The organism is Methyloceanibacter caenitepidi (assembly GCF_000828475.1).
In the GTDB taxonomy this organism is placed as follows: domain Bacteria; phylum Pseudomonadota; class Alphaproteobacteria; order Rhizobiales; family Methyloligellaceae; genus Methyloceanibacter; species Methyloceanibacter caenitepidi.
Genome location: NZ_AP014648.1, coordinates 955,469 through 971,150, shown reverse-complemented (window position 1 = coordinate 971,150; position 15,682 = coordinate 955,469). Strand labels below are relative to the sequence as shown.

13 protein-coding genes are annotated in these 15,682 nt (G+C 63.7%); 5 read left to right on the top strand and 8 right to left on the bottom strand.

Translation table 11 applies throughout. The features are described from left to right. Window positions 1-194 precede the first annotated feature (194 nt). The gene (locus tag GL4_RS04510) at window positions 195-1,343 is read right to left on the bottom strand and encodes a TRAP transporter substrate-binding protein (protein ID WP_052464115.1); all 1,149 of its coding nucleotides are present in this window, start codon (window positions 1,341-1,343) and stop codon (window positions 195-197) included. 172 nt (window positions 1,344-1,515) lie between these two features. Here GL4_RS04510 and GL4_RS04505 point away from each other — a divergent pair, with 172 nt between their 5' ends. Genes GL4_RS04505 through GL4_RS04495 form a run of 3 tightly spaced genes read left to right on the top strand, consistent with a single transcriptional unit; the run spans window position 1,516 to window position 5,422 of the window. Further along, entirely contained in the window at window positions 1,516-3,474 is a 1,959-nt protein-coding gene (locus GL4_RS04505) for a polysaccharide biosynthesis protein (protein WP_045365028.1), read from the top strand. Window positions 3,475-3,478: 4 nt separating this feature from the next. Beyond that, window positions 3,479-4,486, top strand: a complete 1,008-nt coding sequence (locus tag GL4_RS04500; protein WP_045365027.1) for an MraY family glycosyltransferase — start codon at window positions 3,479-3,481, stop codon at window positions 4,484-4,486. Between the two features lie 6 nt (window positions 4,487-4,492). Further along, complete coding sequence (locus GL4_RS04495; protein WP_045365024.1) at window positions 4,493-5,422, top strand: NAD-dependent epimerase/dehydratase family protein; 930 nt, start codon at window positions 4,493-4,495, stop codon at window positions 5,420-5,422. On the opposite strand, the gene GL4_RS04490 is transcribed toward GL4_RS04495, so the two are convergent. Beyond that, window positions 5,419-6,561, bottom strand: coding sequence for a glycosyltransferase family 4 protein (locus GL4_RS04490; protein ID WP_045365021.1), 1,143 nt, complete (start codon window positions 6,559-6,561; stop codon window positions 5,419-5,421). The genes GL4_RS04495 and GL4_RS04490 overlap by 4 nt on opposite strands. Before the next feature lie 229 nt (window positions 6,562-6,790). Between GL4_RS04490 and GL4_RS04485 the strand changes: the two genes are divergently transcribed. Both GL4_RS04485 and GL4_RS04480 read left to right on the top strand, forming a co-directional pair. Then, window positions 6,791-7,090 (top strand): hypothetical protein, encoded by a 300-nt coding sequence (locus GL4_RS04485; protein WP_156137389.1) that lies wholly within the window; start codon window positions 6,791-6,793, stop codon window positions 7,088-7,090. A gap of 91 nt (window positions 7,091-7,181) precedes the next feature. Beyond that, window positions 7,182-7,916 (top strand): nickel/cobalt transporter, encoded by a 735-nt coding sequence (locus GL4_RS04480; protein ID WP_045365014.1) that lies wholly within the window; start codon window positions 7,182-7,184, stop codon window positions 7,914-7,916. Window positions 7,917-7,919: 3 nt separating this feature from the next. On the opposite strand, the gene GL4_RS04475 is transcribed toward GL4_RS04480, so the two are convergent. From GL4_RS04475 to GL4_RS04450, 6 genes are all read right to left on the bottom strand, one after another. Then, complete coding sequence (locus GL4_RS04475; RefSeq protein ID WP_045365012.1) at window positions 7,920-10,346, bottom strand: tetratricopeptide repeat protein; 2,427 nt, start codon at window positions 10,344-10,346, stop codon at window positions 7,920-7,922. A gap of 154 nt (window positions 10,347-10,500) precedes the next feature. Continuing rightward, window positions 10,501-10,920 carry a hypothetical protein gene (locus GL4_RS04470; protein ID WP_156137388.1) on the bottom strand — a complete coding sequence of 140 codons (420 nt, stop codon included), beginning with the start codon at window positions 10,918-10,920 and terminating at the stop codon, window positions 10,501-10,503. A gap of 11 nt (window positions 10,921-10,931) precedes the next feature. Next, a complete protein-coding gene (locus GL4_RS04465; protein WP_156137387.1) occupies window positions 10,932-11,339 on the bottom strand; it encodes a hypothetical protein in 408 nt (135 codons plus the stop codon). 159 nt (window positions 11,340-11,498) lie between these two features. Continuing rightward, window positions 11,499-12,488 carry an HAD family hydrolase gene (locus tag GL4_RS04460; protein WP_045365003.1) on the bottom strand — a complete coding sequence of 330 codons (990 nt, stop codon included), beginning with the start codon at window positions 12,486-12,488 and terminating at the stop codon, window positions 11,499-11,501. Between the two features lie 86 nt (window positions 12,489-12,574). Beyond that, on the bottom strand, window positions 12,575-14,182 hold the full coding sequence (locus GL4_RS04455; protein WP_045365000.1) for an arylsulfatase: 1,608 nt from the start codon (window positions 14,180-14,182) through the stop codon (window positions 12,575-12,577). A gap of 238 nt (window positions 14,183-14,420) precedes the next feature. After that, on the bottom strand, window positions 14,421-15,557 hold the full coding sequence (locus GL4_RS04450; RefSeq protein ID WP_045364996.1) for a hypothetical protein: 1,137 nt from the start codon (window positions 15,555-15,557) through the stop codon (window positions 14,421-14,423). Window positions 15,558-15,682: the final 125 nt, after the last annotated feature.

The window sequence follows — 15,682 nt, the reverse complement described above, 5'->3', positions numbered from 1 at the left end:
AGGCTCCAAGCCGCCCAGTAGGCCATTAGGCCCAAATTGCCATCAGGCCGACAAGGCCATCAGGATGAAGGATGCTCACCCCCCTCTTCGCATTTTCCGGGGCCGATGAGCAACATGGGGTCATAGTCTATCAAGCCGCGCCTGCAAACAAAACGCGGCGGCAGACCAGCCTAGGTCGTCCTTTTCCATCTCTCTCAAGGCCCCGCAGGGGTGGCCTCTCCGGGTGGCGGCGGGGGCGGTATCGTGGCCTCGGCATTGACGCCGCCGCTTGGGCCATCGCCTTTCCCGGCGCCGTTGCCGGCTTGGGCCGTGTCGTCGTCGCCGGACCGAAAGGCCTCGATGTCTTCATGGACTTCCTTGAATAGATAGTCCCGGACCCCCTCTTCCTCCGCCACCTCCTCCCAGCCTTCGCGCAGTGCCTCCTGAATGTCGTCGGGGAACTCCAGGATTCTAACGCCGTCCTCGTTACTGAAGGCCGTGAGCGCCGCCGCTTGCAGGTTGCTGCTCTCCGACAGCGTCCGCTGAAGCAACTCTCCGCACGTGCTCTCGATTAGAGACTGGCGCTCGGGCCCGAGCGCATCCCAGCGGTCCTGATTCACCAGGAACTCGAAGACGGTGGCTGGCTGGTTCCAGCCCGGCTGATAAAGAATCTTCGCCGCGTCCTGAAGGCCATTGGTTCGATCCACAACCGGTGTGTAGGCCTCCGCGGCGTCGATCTTTCCTTCCTCGAAGGCATCCGCGATCCGGCTGCCCGGCACGAGCACCGGCACCGCGCCCAGCTGCATCATGACGCGTGCGCCTAGCCCGAATATGCGCATGCGGAGCCCATCCAAGTCGTCGACCGAGTTGACTTCCTTCGCGAACCAGCCCCCCGCCTCGGCGCCGCCAAACGCACATGGGACTACATGGACCTTGACCTTGGCCTGGTCGTACATCTCCTGATACAGCGCGCGCCCATGGCCGCGGTTGAACCAGTCCTGATACTCTTTGGCGTTTGGACCGAATGGATACCCGCCAAAAAGGCTGGCCGCGGGCAACTTCGCGGCCCAGTAGCCGGCGGTCGCGAAGCCGGCATCGACTTTCCCATCGGAGACCTTGTCTAGGATCTCGAACGGGGCCGTGCCGTCGCCGGGCTCTTTCAGGTCGAGCTGCAGCGAGCCTTCCGAACGTTCATCGAGGAGCTTGGCCAATTCGCGCGCCGGGGTGCCAAGACCGGGAACGTGGGTCCCGAAGGCGACGGGGGTTTCCAGGATGACGACCTCGGCCGGCGCCGCACCGGCCAATGAGGCCGCGGCCAAGCACGAACCACTCGCCATCAGGGCCTTGAAAAGAAGAGTTCTCATCGCGAATCGCCGCCCGCGCTCATCCAATACCCGCGGAGCTTGACTGTAACGCCGTAAGACCTCAACCCGTTGCTTCCGTTTGGTTTGGCCTTCCGCTATGGTTCGACCAACTTTCCGACGTGCATCAAGTTCTTAGGCTAGGTTTGGCAACACCTGGCGCGGGACGGGCTCAATGAACTTCGCCGTTTGGCTGATCGAACGCCCCCGCTGGTTCAAGCGGGTGTTCCTTATTGCGAACGACTTCGCGATGCTGGGCATCGCGTTGTGGGCGGCCTATTCCTTGCGCCTGAGCCGCATCTATATCCCCGACACCTGGCAGACGGTGCTGCTGTTGCTGGCAGCGCCCGTCATCGGCGTCTTCGTGTTCTATTGGCGGGGACTCTATAAGCTCGTCACGCGCTTTATCGGTCCCTCCGGCACGACGCAGATCTACATCGCCGTGATTATCGCCGCGGTGCTGTGGGCGCTCGTTGTCTATCTGAGCGGCGTCAAGAACCATCCGCGCTCGGTGGTCGTCATCTACGCGCTGATTGCCGCCATCCTGATCCGGCTGAGCCGACAGTGGGCGGGTTCCATGCTGCTCAAGGCGGCGCCGCAGTACGAGCCGATTCGGGCCGACGTCCACAAGAACGTCATCATCTACGGCGCGGGACAGGCGGGCATTCAGCTGCTGCGCGCGCTGAACGAGGTGGGCACCTACCACACGGTCGCGTTCATCGACTCGAGCCCCTCACTGGCCGGACAGGTCGTGCACGGGGTCAAGGTCATCCGGCCCGAAAAGATCGGAAAGGTCATTGCCGACGAGAAGGTGGACGAGGTGCTGCTCGCCGCGCCCTCCGCGCTCCGGAGCGAGCGCCGCGTCGCCCTGAAAGTGCTCGAACAATATCCCGTCGAGGTGAAGACCCTGCCAGCGTTAGAGGAGATCGCATCCGGGCGCGTCGAAGTCAGCGATCTGCGCCCGATCGATGTGGAAGACCTCTTGGGCCGCGATCCGGTCGAGCCGGACTTGGCCCTCCTTGCCTCCCAGGTACGGGACAAATCCGTTCTGATAACCGGCGCCGGCGGTTCAATCGGCTCCGAACTCACCCGCCAGCTGCTGCAACTGGGACCGAGAATGCTCATTCTGTTCGATGTTTCGGAACCGGCGCTGTACGAGATTTCGCTCGAACTCGTCGAGATGCAGCGCCGCATGCGCGTCGGTCCCGGCGGCACGGAGCGGCAAACGACTGTGGTGCAAATCCTCGGCTCGGTTCTCGACCGCGACCTCGTGCGGCGGACCATCGACCAGCACAATGTCGAGGTCATCTATCATGCCGCCGCGTACAAGCACGTCCCGATCGTGGAGGTGAACCCGGCTGTCGGCCTGCAGAACAATACGTTCGGAACACTCGTGGTCGCGGAGGCCGCACGGGACGCGGGCGTGGAGCGGTTCGTGCTCATCTCGAGCGACAAGGCCGTACGGCCCACGAATGTGATGGGCGCCAGCAAGCGCTTGGCCGAGTTGATCCTGCAGGCGCTGGCCGAAGATCCGCACAACACGACCTTCACCATGGTGCGCTTCGGCAACGTGTTGGACTCCTCCGGTTCGGTCGTGCGGCTGTTCCGCAAACAGATCAAGGCTGGCGGGCCCGTTACGGTGACCCACCCCGAGGTAATCCGCTATTTCATGTCGATCCCGGAAGCCGCGCAGCTCGTCATCCAGGCGGGCGCCATGGCCGAGGGCGGCGAAGTGTTCGTGCTGGAGATGGGTACGCCGGTCAAGATCGACGACCTCGCCCGTACGATGATCCGCTTGTCGGGTCTCGAGGTCCAGGACGAGACGCATCCCGACGGGGACGTGGAGATCCGCTATGTGGGCTTGCGCCCTGGCGAGAAGCTTTTCGAGGAGCTGTTGATTGGCGAAGACACGACCGGCACAGACCATCCGCGGATATTCAAGACGTCCGAACCCGTCCTGGCCTACGACGCGCTGATCGCCGCGTTGGAACGGTTCGAGAAGGCCATCGCGAACAACGACCTGACCGAGGTCCAGGCGATGCTGCACGCCACTGTCGAGGGCTACGCGCCAGGCAGCGCCGCCGCCGCTCCCGGCACGGACGAGTGGCAACCGCAATCGCAAACCCTGCACTGATCCCATGCTTGACGCCGACGTTGTCTTGAGTGCCGCGGTGATCGGCGTGAGCGCCGTCCTGAGCGCAGCGCTGATCTTCGTCCTCAGACCTTTGCTCGTTCGCCACCTGATGGCGCACCCCAACGACCGCTCCTCCCATGTCCAAGCGACACCCGAGGGGGCCGGCTTCGGCGTCATGGCCGCGATTTTCGTGGTCGCGACAGGGCTGCTCGCCGGCTCGGCTGTACCGAACCCGAGCCTTGTGCCGGTTCTGTTCGGCGCCGCGGTGCTGATGGTCCTTGGCGGGCTGGACGATGCCCGCCCCCTGCCCGTCTCGTGGCGGCTGCTGGTGCAAGGCGCCGTGGCGCTCGGCATCGTCCTGATGCTGCCGCAGGACTTCCGTGTTCTTCCGGCTGTTCTGCCGGTAGCGGCCGAGCGGGCACTCCTCGTGTTCGGGATCGTTTGCTTCGTGAACGTCGTGAATTTCCTGGACGGCCTCGACTGGATGACGGTGGTCCAAGTGGTTCCGATGTCGCTCGGCATCGCCATCTTGTGGTGGCTTGCCGTCGTGCCTGCCGGCATCGGACTTATGGCGCTGGCGCTGCTTGGGGCCATGCTCGGCTTCGCCGTCTTCAACAAACACCCGGCCAGCATCTTCCTGGGCGACTCGGGGAGTCTGCCCATCGGACTGCTCCTGGCTTATATGCTGATCTGGGCCGCGGAGGCGCATCTCGTCTCGGCCCTCCTGCTGGCCCTCTACACCATTGCCGACAGCGCTCTGACGTTCTTCCGGCGTCTGGCGAACGGCGAAAAGGTGACCGACGCGCATCGCTCCCACTTCTATCAGCGGGCGACGGCTGGCGGTTTCCGCGTGCCGGAAGTCACCACGCGGATATTCCTGCTGTGCTCCTGGCTCGCGGCACTGGCCGTTGCGGCCGCGCTCAGCCGCTCGCTGATCGTGGATCTGGTGACGTTGGCGCTCGGGGCCGGCGGCGTCGCTCTCGTCCTGACCAGCTTCGCACGGGGGCGTTGAGCGACGATGCGGATCCTCGTCACAGGCGCCACCGGTTTCATCGGCCAGAGCCTCGTCCCGGCACTGGCGCGGCAAGGCACCTTCGTTCGGGCGGCGGCGCGCGACCCTTCCCGTCTGACTGCCGGACCCAACATCGAACCCATCGCCATGCCGGATCTGTCGGGCCCCGTCGACTGGACCAGTGCGCTCGAGGATGTCAGCCACGTCGTGCACCTCGCGGGAATAGCCCACGCCCCCGGTACGCTGCCCGACGAAATCTATGCGCGAATCAACACCGAGGCCGTTGGCGAACTTGCCGAACAAGCCAAAGGCAAGATCGCGCGCTTCGTGCTGATGTCGTCGGTTCGTGCGCAAGCTGGACTTTCGTCGCCGACCGTCATCACGGAAGCGGATGAACCGGCGCCTACCGAGATCTACGGCCGTACCAAGCTGGACGCGGAGCGGCGCCTTGCGGCGAGTGGCGTGGACTATACGGTGCTGCGGCCGGCCGTCGTCTATGGCCCCAATGTGAAAGGCAATATCGCCTCGCTGGCCACCATCGCCAAGACGCCCATGCCGCTCCCCTTCGGCGGGCTGGACAATCGGCGGTCGCTGCTCTCGATCGACAATCTCATCGCCGCCGTCGCCCACGTCCTCCAGACGGAGGAGACGCTCAACCAGACCTACCTGGTGGCCGATGCAGAGCCAATCAGCGTCGCTGGCATGGTCGCCGCCATGCGCGAGGGGTTAGGACGCCCGCCGCAACTCGTCAAAATGCCCCATAAGGCCATCCGGCGATTGATGAAGTCGTTCGGGCGCGAAGCCGACTGGGAACGGGTCTGCGGCACGTTCGAGATCGACCCCGCCAAGCTAATAGCGACGGGCTGGAAGCCCGAGATCGATAGCGCCGAAGGCATCAAGCAGATGATGCGCGCGCCGCAAACGCCAGCGCCCTAGCTGGCGATCAAACGCCCATAGAGCGCAGCCGTTTCCTGGCCGATCGCTTGCGAGGAGAACTTGTCCTCCGTGAGCCGCCGCGCTTCGGCGCTGTAGCGCTGCCGCAGCCTTGAATCGCGCGCGAGTTCCAACATCGCGGCGGCAAGAGCGTCCGCGTCGTCGACGGGCACCAAGAACCCGGTCTCGCCGGGAATGGAGATTTCCCGGCAGCCGGGAACGTCCGTCGCCACCATGGGCCGGCCGCAAGCCGCCGCCTCCAGCAGGCTTTTGGGCAGGCCCTCTCCTCCACGGGACGGCTGCACGGCGAAATGGGCCTTGCTCCAAACCTGACGCACGTCCTTCACATGGCCGAGCCAGTCGATCCCGTAGGCCGACGCAAATTCCCGCAGCTGTTCGGGCGCGAGCGAACCTGGATTTTCGGGATCGCAATCGCCGGCGAGCAGCAAATGCAACTCGGGCGGCTCGCCGCTCGCAGCGTCGCTTGTGGCCCGCCGGAAGGCCTCGACCAGGGTCAGTACCCCCTTGTGGTGAAGCATGCGGCCCACGAAAGCGGCCGTGACCGTTCCTTCGGGCTCGGGCAGCGGCTGGTACTTGTCGATGTCGACGCCCGACCCCGCAATGATCGTGATCGCCTCGTCGGGCACGCCGAGGCCCGCCACGAAGGAACGGTCCTCCGGGTTTTGGACGACGGTGACGGAGCGCTTGCGCCGCAGGAGGCGGCTCAGGGCCATCACGACGAGTTTCCGCGTGAGCGGGCTGGCCCCGCCTCCGTCCACGAAGAGCGCGCCCATGCCCGTAAGACTGTTGACGATCGCGACGTCCTTGAGGCCGACGGCCGCCAGGGTGCCGAGCAGGACCGGTTTCAGGGCCACGTTGTGCACGAGGTCCGGTGCAACATCGCGAATCAGGCGCCGCAACTCCAGGACGGCAGAAAGACTATCGCGCGCGGAGATGCTGCCCCGGCTCCAGCTCAACCTGTGTGGAACGAAACCTTCGGCCTCGATCGCCGCCGCGCCATCGGGGATCCGGGCAGCGACATGGACCTCGTAGCCCGCCTCCTTGGCCGCGCGCGCCATCGGCAGGCGGTGGGACAGGAAATACCAATCTTCGGTAACGATGTAGAGGATGCGCGGCGCCATGGGCCATGCTTTAGCCGCTTGCGGAGCCTGCCGCAATTTCGCCGTGAGACCGAACTTTTCTTGGATCCGACACTTGTGGCGCCGAGGTCACGCCGGGGCATCACAATGTTGGGAGGCCCCGGCGGTATCTGGCGTTGCGTTGCAAATCGCGGTAAACTTTGCTCCGATAGCGTCCGGAATCCGGGCGAGATATGGCGAGATGGGGATCGCCGGACGAGGGATGACACTGATGCGTGCTTTCTATCTAGCGCTAGTCGCCGCTTCGAGCGTGGCACTGATGCCGCTCAGCGCCGGTGCTTTTGAAATCCAGGGCGAGGACGCCGAAATTCCGAAGAGCGCGGCCGAGCATCTTGGCCTGTCGCCGACCTACAGCCTGCCCCAGTTCGAAGGCAGCTCCCTGGCCATGCCCTTCGCCAACAACGGCGAGAGCTCGGCCTTTGCGACGGACTACGGCAACGGCATCGCCATTCCGGCGCCTGGGATATCCCAGCCCACCCCGGCTTGGCGGTCGGGTCCTTACTTCCGATAGACCGTTTTTCCTGACAGCCGCTCGGCGTTCGCGGCATCGTGCATGCCTGTGACTTGCTGCGCGCGCGCCCTCGTGTGAAACAGCCTGGGCCATGCACGACCTTATTGCCCTTCAGCGCTGGCTGTACGAAGGCATGGCCAGCGGGCTGCGCGATGTCGCCGGTGGAAGCTGGCCGGCGCTCGTCGCCGCCATGGCCGCTGCCGTCCTATTCGGCATCCTCCACGCCATGATGCCCGGGCACGGCAAGACCGTGCTGTTCTCCTACCACCTTGGCCAAAAGGGCAGCCTGCTCTCCAGCATCGCCAACGGCGCGATCCTCGCACTGACACATGTGGGAATCGCCGTTCTACTGGTTCTGGCCGGCTTCGCCGTCATCTCGCGGGCCTTTGCCTATGGAGGGCGCACACCCCAGTTCGAACTGGCGAGCGGCTTCTTCGTGGTCCTGATCGGCGGCTATTTGGTTTGGCGGGCCGTCCGCCGCGCGGCCCCGGACGGCCCGCACGGCCAGTCCCCGCAAAAGGGCCGCACGCTGGCCTTCGTCACCGGTCTCGTGCCCTGCCCCCTGACGACGTTCATCATGAGCTATGCGCTGGCCCGTGGGCTCCTTGCCGCGGGGCTTGCCGTCACGGCCGCTATGGCGGCGGGTATGGTGCTGACCATTTCGGCCGTCGCCGTTCTGGCCACCCTCTCGCGCGAGCGTCTTCTGTCTTTCTTCTCGCGGACGGAAGGCGCACGGCGGTGGCTGGGGTGCGTGCTGGAGATCGGCGGCGCCACCCTCGTCGTCCTGTTCGGTATGTGGCTGATCCTCGGCGCGCGCGCAGCCTGAGCGTTACTGCGCGCTTCGCTGTTCCATGATTTGCTTCGTCAGCGCCTCGACCAGCGACTTGACCTCAGGATTGGCCGGGTCCGCCTTGGCCAGGCGCTGCGCATAGAGGAGCGCGCCTTTCAGATCGCCCTCCGCGCGGGAATAGTTTACCAGCGCGGTCAGGATATCCGCGTTTTGAGGATGGCGCTCGAGGCCGGCCTTCAGGGCAGCAATGGCCTCGACGCGGCGGCCGACGGAGTTGAGCCCAACCGCATAGACGTAGGTGTAGCGCACCCGGTCCGGCTCCAATTCCGCGGCTCGTGCCAGCTCCGCGATGGCTTCGTCCGACATCTTCTGGCGGACCAGTGCCAGACCCAGCGCATGGTGCAGCCCCCCGTCGTTCGGCGACAGACGAAGCGCTTCGCGCAGGACCGCGATCCCCTCCTCGTCGCGCCCTTGCGCGCGGTACAGGTCGGCAAGATTGACGGCGCCTGGGGTGAAATGCGGGCTGAGTTCGAGGGCCCTCTTGTAGGCCTGCTCCGCCTTGTCGAGCTCTCCCTTGCGGATGTAGTAGCGCGCCAGCAGGGACTGAGACTCAGGACGGTCAGCGTTCAGCATCTGCGCGGCGACGAACCCCTTCTCGGCCTTGTTGAGCCGCAAGCGATCGGCCTCCGATAGGTTGGCCTCCGGCGTTCCGGCAAGCAGAAAACCGGCGCCGTTCCGCACCCCACGGACCGGATCGTCGAGGAGCGGTGCGATCAGCGGCCAGAGCTGCTCCCCGGAAGCGGTCTCCAGATGATCGAGGGCCGCGAGCCGCACAAGCGGATCGGGGTCGGACAGTCCCTTCCGCACCATGTCCGCCGTCCGCTCGGACGGATACGCGGTCAGTTCCTCAACGGCGCTCGCCCGCACGAAGGCCGGCACGGCATCGTCCTCGGCGACGGCTGCGAGCAAGGCCGCGGCATCAGGCGCGCCGGTCCAGGCCGCGTGGAAGGCCGGACCAAAGGTCTGATAGCCCTTGCGCTCCAGCCCGTACCAATCCTCGATGGCTTCGGCCGCCCATGCGGCGGTCTTGTCCGTGTGACAATCGGTGCAGGCATTGTCGACGCCGAGCGTCACCGACAGATCGGGCCGCGGCACCCGGAAGGAATGGTCATGCCGTGTGTCGATGACCATAAACTCGCGGGACGGCATATGGCAGGAGATGCAATTGGGAGAGTCGGCGCCCTCGTGATGGGTGTGGCTCGGCTGTGCGTAGCTCCCGGCATGGCATTGCGTGCACACCTCAGCCCCCGGCGCCCGCAGCTTGGCACTGTGCGGATCGTGGCAGTCGCTGCACGTGACGCCCGCCGCGAACATCTTGGACTGTTTGAACTGGCCGTAATTGTAGACCTCGTCGAGCATCTGCCCGTCGGCCTGGAACAGACCGCGCGAAATCAGCGCCACCTGATGGCTATCTGACAAGGGCTGGCCGGGCACGAACACTTCGGAGAGGATCCCGCGGCGCGCATGGCAGCGTCCGCACATCTCGACTTCTTTTCGGACGCTCATTGGCGGCGCGCTGCGCTGGGGCTGCTTCGTCTTCGGGTCCAGTGTCCAGGAGACGCCCTTGCGCTCGTCGAATCGCGCCAAGAGACCGAGCTCATTGTCGTCTGGGGATTTTTTGGCACCCTCTTCCGCCCAGGCGACATGCGCCGAACCTTCGCCGTGACAGGCCTCGCAGCCGACGGTGATTTCTTTCCAGGTCGTGTGGTAGCGCTTTGTCGTGGGATCGTAGTTCTTGGCGACGCCGGTCGAGTGGCACTCGGCACACATGAAGTTCCAATTCTGATTCAGCTTGGTCCAATGCAGCGGATCGTCATGGCCGATCTTCTCGTCGGGATAGAGGTGAAACCAGCGCTGCCCGCCGTCCGCTTTGGGCCGGCTGTCCCAGGCAATGGTCAGCGCTTGCACGCGCCCGTCGGGAAACTCGATGAGATATTGCTGCAGCGGATCGAGGCCGAACGTGTATTTGACCTCGAAGGTTTCGAGGCCTCCGTCCGCCCCGTCGGTCTCGACGAAGAACTTGCCGTCCTTCGTGAAAAAGCGCGACGTCGTTCCGTAGTAATCGAACGTGGCGCCGCTGAAGTCCCCGAGTACCGTATCTGCCGTGGCATGGGCCATGGCATGGGCATGCTGCGACGGCCGCCACAAATTCCCCGCCTCTTGGTGGCACCCAATGCAGGTCTCGGTCCCAACGAAACTCAACTGGCTGGACGAACTGGAACCGGCGTCAGCGGCACGGTCGGCCGTCGCCGCCGGGTCCGACGAGAGAATGTTCGCGATCAGCCCGATGGCGAGGACGGCCATGGCCGCGAGCGCGGCGACACCGATCAGCAGGAACAGCTTCGACCGCAAGGGCAGCGCCGGATCATCGGCGCGTGCCGGCACGGCGTTCGATGGCTCACTCATGCCAGGAGATCTGCGTCGACTGTCCAAAATGACTCCGCTCGTCGGATGGAGTGCAGGTATCAGCGCTAAGACCTTCCCACGAAGAACGGGCGGGTGCTAGCACCCGCCCGTTGCATCGAAGTCTGTCGTTTACGGCTTGCCGCCGGAACTCAACCTAGAAACTGTCCACGCAGTCGCCCGACAGGGACAGCGTCGCATCGGCCGTCGTGATGCCGGCGCGAATCTTGCCCGTCTTCTTGGAGATGGCCGCGCTGAACGAGCGGGGCGAGTCGGTGTTCTGGCCGATGCCATGGAACAGGATGACATCGCCCATCTCCTCCATGTTCGTCATGTCAATCTCGCGCGGCTCGCTGCCGATGTCGTCCGACGTCATGACCTTCTTGTCGAAGTCGAACTTGAGCACGGGCGCCAGGTTGGCAAAGTCGAGCGATACGCGCTTGCAGCCGGCCACTTCCATGCATTCATACACGTCCGTGACGGCGCACATGTAAGTGCCCGAGGCGGCGGAAACGGTCGCGGGAGCCGCAAGCAGACAAATGAGCCCGAAGCCCGCTTTGAAAATCATCGATCGCATGGTCTGAGCTCCTATTGAGTAACGACGTAGCCGCGGCCTTCGAGGCACAGCGCCCCGGCCTTGAGATAGTCGGCATAAAGTGCATTGAGACGGCGCACGTCCGCGGAGGTGCGCGTATTGCCGAAGCCGCCTGCGGTCCAGCGTGGGTCCGTTCCGCCGGATGCGGTGTTCAGGGCCGTCGAGACTTCCATAATCGTCCTCGTGCGAATTCCGGCCTCCTGCGCGATGAAGGTAGCGGTCGGGTCAAAGTTCGTTTGCTGCACAGCCCATTCGTGGCAGGCGACCCGGTCATTCTTGATCTGGGCGTCGGTTGCGCCTTCCTTGTAGACCAGCAAGGCCTGTGCGTTGGCGACGGGGGCGATGACGACGACCATCAGCGCGGCCGCGGCACCACACAAGACGTGGCTCAATCGTTTCATGGGATACTTCTCCTTGGGCAGCGCCGTTAGGGCGCCGTTCTACTCGGTGCCAACCCGACACCATTATCGGGCACCCCCTCCGAGGAGCCCAAAACTACCGTTGCTATATCGCCCAGTCCGCGACATCGGGCAACGCATGTTTGGGAGCGCACGCGCGCGTTATTGAGCAGGCGGGAATACCGTGTTCCAGTCTTTCTTCATATCGACCACGATCCAGCCCTTGGCAGGTGCGTCATCCAAAGCCTTGTCGAGGCGGCCGAAGGTCGAATCGCGGTCATAGGCGTATTCGCGTTCCGCATCGGTGTGATGAACGATGACGCCGAGCCGCGTGCCGTCTCCCGAAGTGGTCCAATCCAGCATCTGATAGTCGCCGTCCGAGTTGCCGAACGCCGCGATGGGGCGCTGGCCGATATACTCGTTGATGCCGATCGGCTTGCCCTCCTTGTCGTCGACGAAGTGGACTTCCGGCAGGCGCAGGAGCGTCGGCTTGCCATCGACGACCTCGTACTTCGTCTCGATGCTAGAGCCGACGACCTGGGCCGGCGGGATGCCATAGACCGGCTCGGAAAAATTCCGCAGGAACTCGATCCCCCCTCCCGAAACGATGTAGGTCGTGAAGCCGTTGTCCCGCATGTAGGACAACAACTCGAGCATGGGCTGATAGACAAGGTCCGTGTAGCGGCGATTGAAACGCTTGTCCTTCGCTTGTTCGAGCCAATCGCCGACAATCTGCTGGAATTCTTCCGGCGACATGCCGGCGTGGGTCGCGGCTATCAATTGAACCAGGCCTTTTTCGCCGGAGGCGGCAAGCGTCTTCATGTCGTTGTCGAGCACGGCCTTGAACGGCTGTGTGTCCTTCCATTCGGGGTGCTCGGGCGCCAGTGCCTTCACGCGGTCGAGCGCGAAGGCGAGCTGGGTATACATGGGCTGTTCGAGCCAAAGCGTGCCGTCATTGTCGAACGTCGCCACACGGTCGGCGGAGGCGACATAGTCGGGCCCACCTTCTTCCGTCACTTTCTCTACGAAGCCGACAATAGCTTCTTTCGTCGGCCCGTCGTTCCACGACGGCAGCGGGTCGGCCGTCTGTGCGAGCGCGGGGCCGGACAGAATCATCGCCGTAGCGGCGATCGAAGTTAGAAGACGCTTCATCTCGGCTCCCCCGAAATCAAATGAAAAGTCTCGGATGGAAAAAGGGACCGTCAGCGCAAACCGACGGCCCCTCGGAGACTGCCAGATCAGTTCGAGCCTACGCCCGCTTTCAGTTGCTCCTCGATCTTGCTGAGGTTGAAAGCACCCGGCGTTTGGCTGGGCGGATAGTCCTGCATGGTCTTCAGGAATTCGGCCGCCAAGCCTTGCATCGGTACGAGGACGAAGGCTCTGTCGAGCACCCAATCGTTATAGGTGTTCGCATTGTGCTGGGCTCGCTCGAACGGGTCGCGCCGCAGATTGAAAATCAGCGGCACCCGCAGCTCGACGAACGGCTCGCGCCAGACCTCGAAAGCCTTGCCGCGATTCTCCAGGAACACGGCTTTCCAAGGCTTGTAGCGAATGGCCACGATCTGCCCGTCGTCATTGACATAGATGAACTCATCGCGCGGCGATTCCTCCACGTCGCCCATGAAATAGGGCAGCATGTTCATGCCGTCGATGTAGTTCTTGTAGGTACGGCCTTCGAGTTCCACGCCTTGGGCAAGCTGTTCCTTGACGTCGGGATTGCCGCCGGCCGCTGCGAATGTCGCCAGCCAGTCCTCATGCGAGACAATGCCGTTCAGCGTCTTGCCGGCGGGAAACTTGCCGGGCCAGCGCACGAAGGCCGGCACGCGATAGGCGCCTTCCCAGTTCGAGTTCTTCTCCGAGCGGAACGGCGTGGTGCCGGCATCCGGCCACGTGTTGAAGTGCGGCCCGTTGTCGGTCGAGTAGAAGACGATGGTGTTGTCGGCGATGCCGAGCTCGTCGAGCAGCGCGAGCAACTCGCCCACATGCATGTCGTGCTCGACCATGCCGTCCTGATACTCGTTGCCTGTTTCGCCGGAGAGACCGCGATGCTCTTCCTTCACGTGCGTGCGGAAATGCATGCGCGTGCCGTTCCACCACACGAAGAAGGGCTCGCCCTCGTCATTGGCCTTCTTGATGAAGTCCTTGGCTGCCGCGAGCGTTTCCTCGTCGACCGTTTCCATCCGCTTCTTGGTCAGCGGACCGGTATCCTCGATCTTCTGGGTGCCGTCTTCTTGAGCCCACGAGTGGATCACGCCACGCGGCCCGTACTTCTCGCGAAACGCGGGATTCGTCGGATAGTCCGGGTGCTCGGGCTCTTCTTCCGCGTTCAGATGGTAGAGATTGCCAAAGAACTCGTCGAAGCCATGATTGGTCGGCAGATGCTCGTCGAGGTCGCCCTGGTGGTTCTTGCCGAACTGGCCGGTCTTGTAGCCGAGGCTCTTCATCACCGTGGCGATCGTCACGTCCGATTCCTGCCAGCCTTCCTTGGCGCCTGGGAGACCGACCTTGGTCATGCCCGTCCGGACGGGCACGTTGCCGCCGATAAATGCAGCACGGCCGGCGGTGCACGACTGCTGGCCGTAATAGTCGGTGAAGGACAGGCCTTCATTGGCGATCCGGTCGATGTTCGGCGTCTCGTAGCCCATCATGCCCTTGCTGTTGTGGCTGATGTTCCAGATGCCGATATCGTCGCCCCAGATCACGAGAACATTTGGCTTATCGGTCGCCGTTTCGGACGCGTCGTCGTCTTGCGCAAAGGACGGAACGGCAGAGACTGTCATGGACAGCAAGGCCGCCACTGCCGTCACAAGGCCGGCTCGAGCGAGGCCTCTCATTTTCAGTTTCATGGGACGCTTCTCCTGTTGGGGGCCAGAAAATTCGTCTGCGGCCCAATTGGTTAGTCGGGTTCTGACGCCCAACCACACGTAGAGTGTAACCGTCGCTGTGCGGTTTCTCTAATCGGGATTCACGGTGCGGCCTTGTCAGTTCGTGCCAGCAGTGCCTTTCAAGAACACCGCATTCCGACCACAGGAAGAACGTCCGAGAGAGGTCCCGGGTTTCGTCCGCATACGCTTGGCGCCGGCGTTACCAGCGAAGCGCGACTTCGGCGATGGGACCGTGCAGCCACGCGCTGATGCCGACGTCGCCTCTTGGCGTCTCGTCCTCGTAGCTGAGCCACAAGGCCTTGTAGCCGAGCGAGGTCGTCGTATCGAAGCCCCACAACGTCCCCTCGATGTCGTAGGTCAGCACGATCTGGCTGGAGAGACCTTCTTCGACGTTGTAACCGCCGAAGTCGCCCGTAGCCGTAACCGAGTGGCCGTTCCCGAAGTCGTGCTGAAGGCGCAGGGCGATGGTGGGGTCAACCCAATCCAAGTTTCCCGTTCCGACAAAGGCGAACTGATTGTTGAATTCCTTGCCGTCGATGCGAAGCGCGGCACGCAGTAGTTCGAGACGAAACTTCTCGACCGCCTCAAGTGCAGCCAGGGCCTGACCGCGATCGTCGACGCGTTTGAGTCTCTTCTCAAGCTGAGCGACGCGCCGTTCGCGCCCCTTGTCCCCGGCGCGAATGATCTTCTGGTCCAGATCCTGCCGGCGAACGTCGTTCAGGGCGGCAAGAGCCTGGAGGCGCTGCTCCTGGTTCTCGATCTTCCGGATCCGGCGCTCGATGGTGTTCGCCAGCTTGCCCAGGCGGACCTGAGCGGCGGCGTCGATCTTCGCCTTGATCCGGATTTCCTGCTGGATGAAGCGCATGCCCGCGCCGACCTCCAGCGTCGTGCTGCCTTGCTGTCCGACGAAATCGGCGACCTGATAAAACCCGCCAAACTGATAGACGCCGAGGGTGTAGTCCGTCTCGGTCTGTCCCGAGACGCCGACACTCAGAACCGGAATGGGCTGGGCCTCCGAAGCGAAGTCGCCCCCAAAGGCGAACTTCGCGTAGAGTGCGTCACCCCAGAACGAGAACTTCCCCCGGCTGGCTTCGAAATTGACCATGATCGGCGGGGCATCGAAATTCTCGATGAGGTCGATCGGCGTCGCGTAAATATTAAAGTCTTCGCCATTGGCGTCGGTGCTGCCCTCCACCCAGGGAAACCAGCCATAGAAGCCGCCTGTCACGGTCCACTCCGACGGCGCTGGCGCGGCATCTTCGGCTTGGGCGGCCAGCGGCGCCAGGGCGCCCAAGAGCAGCCCTCCAATGATGCGGATACCAACGCTGCGCCACATGACAATTCCCCCGATATCGCCATCGGGCAGACTAATGCCGCTTTGACTTGGCGTTGATCGAATTTCCGCAGGCGCGCGGGATTCCCGAGACCTGTTGCCCGGAAACAACAACCTGGGCTCTCCTG

Bases quoted from the DNA above. Each gene is read 5' to 3' on its own strand.
- GL4_RS04510 (WP_052464115.1), bottom strand. From the start codon at position 1,343: ATGAGAACTCTTCTTTTCAAGGCCCTGATGGCGAGTGGTTCGTGCTTG.
- GL4_RS04505 (WP_045365028.1), top strand. From the start codon at position 1,516: ATGAACTTCGCCGTTTGGCTGATCGAACGCCCCCGCTGGTTCAAGCGG.
- GL4_RS04500 (WP_045365027.1), top strand. From the start codon at position 3,479: ATGCTTGACGCCGACGTTGTCTTGAGTGCCGCGGTGATCGGCGTGAGC.
- GL4_RS04495 (WP_045365024.1), top strand. From the start codon at position 4,493: ATGCGGATCCTCGTCACAGGCGCCACCGGTTTCATCGGCCAGAGCCTC.
- GL4_RS04490 (WP_045365021.1), bottom strand. From the start codon at position 6,561: ATGGCGCCGCGCATCCTCTACATCGTTACCGAAGATTGGTATTTCCTG.
- GL4_RS04485 (WP_156137389.1), top strand. From the start codon at position 6,791: ATGCGTGCTTTCTATCTAGCGCTAGTCGCCGCTTCGAGCGTGGCACTG.
- GL4_RS04480 (WP_045365014.1), top strand. From the start codon at position 7,182: ATGCACGACCTTATTGCCCTTCAGCGCTGGCTGTACGAAGGCATGGCC.
- GL4_RS04475 (WP_045365012.1), bottom strand. From the start codon at position 10,346: ATGAGTGAGCCATCGAACGCCGTGCCGGCACGCGCCGATGATCCGGCG.
- GL4_RS04470 (WP_156137388.1), bottom strand. From the start codon at position 10,920: ATGCGATCGATGATTTTCAAAGCGGGCTTCGGGCTCATTTGTCTGCTT.
- GL4_RS04465 (WP_156137387.1), bottom strand. From the start codon at position 11,339: ATGAAACGATTGAGCCACGTCTTGTGTGGTGCCGCGGCCGCGCTGATG.
- GL4_RS04460 (WP_045365003.1), bottom strand. From the start codon at position 12,488: ATGAAGCGTCTTCTAACTTCGATCGCCGCTACGGCGATGATTCTGTCC.
- GL4_RS04455 (WP_045365000.1), bottom strand. From the start codon at position 14,182: ATGAAACTGAAAATGAGAGGCCTCGCTCGAGCCGGCCTTGTGACGGCA.
- GL4_RS04450 (WP_045364996.1), bottom strand. From the start codon at position 15,557: ATGTGGCGCAGCGTTGGTATCCGCATCATTGGAGGGCTGCTCTTGGGC.